Raw genomic sequence first — 2,279 nt, 5'->3', positions numbered from 1 at the left:
AGCGCGACTGACAAGCTCGGCCCGCCGGTGAGCGCGAGGCCCGTCGTGAGCTACACCATCAGTTGGGACATCATCATGGCGCCGGCTACGATATCGCCAGCTTCGCGCCGGATGGCCGTCCGCGCCTGATCGAGGTGAAGACGACGAATGGCTGGGAGCGCACGCCTTTTCATATCAGCCGCAACGAGCTGGCCGTGGCCGAGGAGCGGCGTTCGGAATGGTCCCTGCTCCGGCTCTGGAACTTCGCGCGCGAACCGAAGGCGTTCGAGCTGCACCCGCCGCTGGACGCGCATGTCTCGCTGACCGCGACGTCCTTTCAGGCGAGTTTTCACTAATTTGAACGTCTCACTCTGCCGTATTTGGAATTTTCCGAAGGCCGATCATTCGCTCAAAGATGAATAATCTCCACGTTGCCCCACTCCCTATTCAAATACTCAGCGACCACGCGGCGGTGGCAGAAGTGGGGTGTGTCCTCACTGCAAAGCAAACAACACCCATCTAATTCAGCGGGCTTTATTTTCTCTATTTGCCGACTGATCATCAGATCTAGAAACTGTCTTTCGTATGTTGCCCAGTCTACCTTCTTTGATTTATATGCATCGAGCATTGACTTGGTAGGCGCCAGCTTTGGAACATGAGAATATTCCATATTGCAAAGGCTCTTCGTAAAGAACCTTAGGTCGTCCCTCTTTGCGAATCCAGCGAGTTGAGAGACGTTATTGAGGCGAACATCGACTAGCTTGCGCGACTGAGAATCCTTTAGCCTTCCGAAGAAGTGCTCAGCGGAGGTCTTGGTGAAACCTATTGTGAATATCTGCACCACTTTCCTTACTCCTCGCGCCGATACGCTATTTGCTTCTCGCGCCCTTGATAGGCCTTTGAAATCAACTCTGCTTGAGAATTAAGCATATCCTCTCGCGGCATGCCGAGTAGATCCAAGACCCTGAGCATGGTCTCCTTGTGAGTCTCAATTTCGCCACTTGCCAGAATGTGTCTGACGTCCGCTCCTCGTTCATGCAGTATCTTCGACACCAATATAGTTCGGTGGCATTCTGTTGGATCTCGCTCGGAGCACATAAGGGCTATACGAAACTGAGCACAGCCATCTTCGACCCTTTCGATTCCCTTCTTGAATAGGGAAGTCTTGGACAGACGTTCATAACTTACAACCCCGCCAATATAGCAAGAATCGTCTTCGGATCTTGCCCCGAGTTCCTTTCCCAGAAAGACGTACGCGATACCTGCACTCTTCAGCGCCTTCTTGAGTTCGTCCCTACTGTACTGGGGCGCATGCTTGCTAAAGGGAGAGGATCTCACATCCGCCACGGCAGAAATGGCGTGCTGCCTCAGAAGGCTCAAGAACTGTTCGATCGGCTGCGTGGAATGCCCGACTGTATAAATGACGCGTTGATTTTCCATGTTGTTATACTATCAGCCCCGCTACCAGCTTTGAAGCCGTGTTGCGTTGGGCCCAAACGTGGGCCAAGCTTATACACAGGATGGCATTCTCGAGCGTGTATCTATCTCCGACGCCAGTATTGAAGCGCGCGAACTGAACAGGATCGGTGAGTTTAATTTTGTGAGGCGTTCCAGCCCATGCGAAGCTAACCCACACCTCGTTGCTGTTACTGAACGGGTTGAATGAAACATCCACCGTACAGATCGCAGGGTTCACAAGTGCTAGGGACCAATTTGACGCGTGCGCGATCTGTCCAGTGACTTGGTCGTTTCGTCCGGAGTACGTACTCTGAGCAGGCCGCCAAAGCGGTGTGGTTCGTGGGAGAAGCGCCCCACCCAATTGATCCGGTAGAGCTTCGCCGACTTTCCTCCATCTCACGCCCTGAGAAATCAACCAGTTCTCGGTTTGGTGATGTTCGGGGCGGTGTGCATCGAAATCAATGTCAATGACATCAAGCATGGCAAGACGGGTACCGTCTGCATATGTCTTTTCGTTGTCGCTGATCGCTTGATCTGGTCGATGACTAATCGGCCGAACCCATGACCCGAATCCGTCATTTAGGATTTCAATGCCCGCGACACAGCTGCCTCCAGGACGAAAAGAGTTCGCAAGGCAGACTATTCTCTTTGTGACCAACGACTTCCTCCACCTTACTCAAGTATGCGATCATGCTGATTGGATGCCGGAAATCAAGACGCCAAAGGTGGTTGGGGCGTATGGTGGTTCTTCGCGAAGCCGGCCACTACATGTCACATCCCGGCAGGTAATATGGCTGTTTCTTGAACAGCTCTGGCTTGAGTTTGTGCCAGTCCTTCATCGC

Annotated in this window: 2 protein-coding genes and 1 pseudogene; 1 reads left to right on the top strand and 2 read right to left on the bottom strand. The window is 52.8% G+C overall.

What is annotated here, in order from left to right; translation table 11 throughout:
• Positions 1–77: 77 nt before the first annotated feature.
• Positions 78–335: pseudogene (locus Q4543_RS24170) on the top strand (DUF3883 domain-containing protein); the annotation flags it as partial.
• Positions 336–388: 53 nt separating this feature from the next.
• On the opposite strand, the gene Q4543_RS24165 reads toward Q4543_RS24170, so the two are convergent.
• Together Q4543_RS24165 and Q4543_RS24160 are read right to left on the bottom strand one after the other, a co-directional pair.
• Positions 389–823, bottom strand: coding sequence for a DUF488 family protein (locus tag Q4543_RS24165; protein ID WP_303442662.1), 435 nt, complete (start codon positions 821–823; stop codon positions 389–391).
• 5 nt (positions 824–828) lie between these two features.
• Positions 829–1,419: a DUF488 family protein gene (locus Q4543_RS24160; RefSeq protein ID WP_303442659.1), complete on the bottom strand. Its 591-nt coding sequence runs from the start codon at positions 1,417–1,419 to the stop codon at positions 829–831.
• Between the last annotated feature and the right edge of the window lie 860 nt (positions 1,420–2,279).

Source organism: Salipiger sp. 1_MG-2023 (assembly GCF_030547555.1).
Classification (GTDB): Bacteria; Pseudomonadota; Alphaproteobacteria; order Rhodobacterales; family Rhodobacteraceae; genus Salipiger.
Note: the sequence above shows the minus strand (reverse complement) of the source record. Positions and strands in the feature narration are given on the sequence as shown.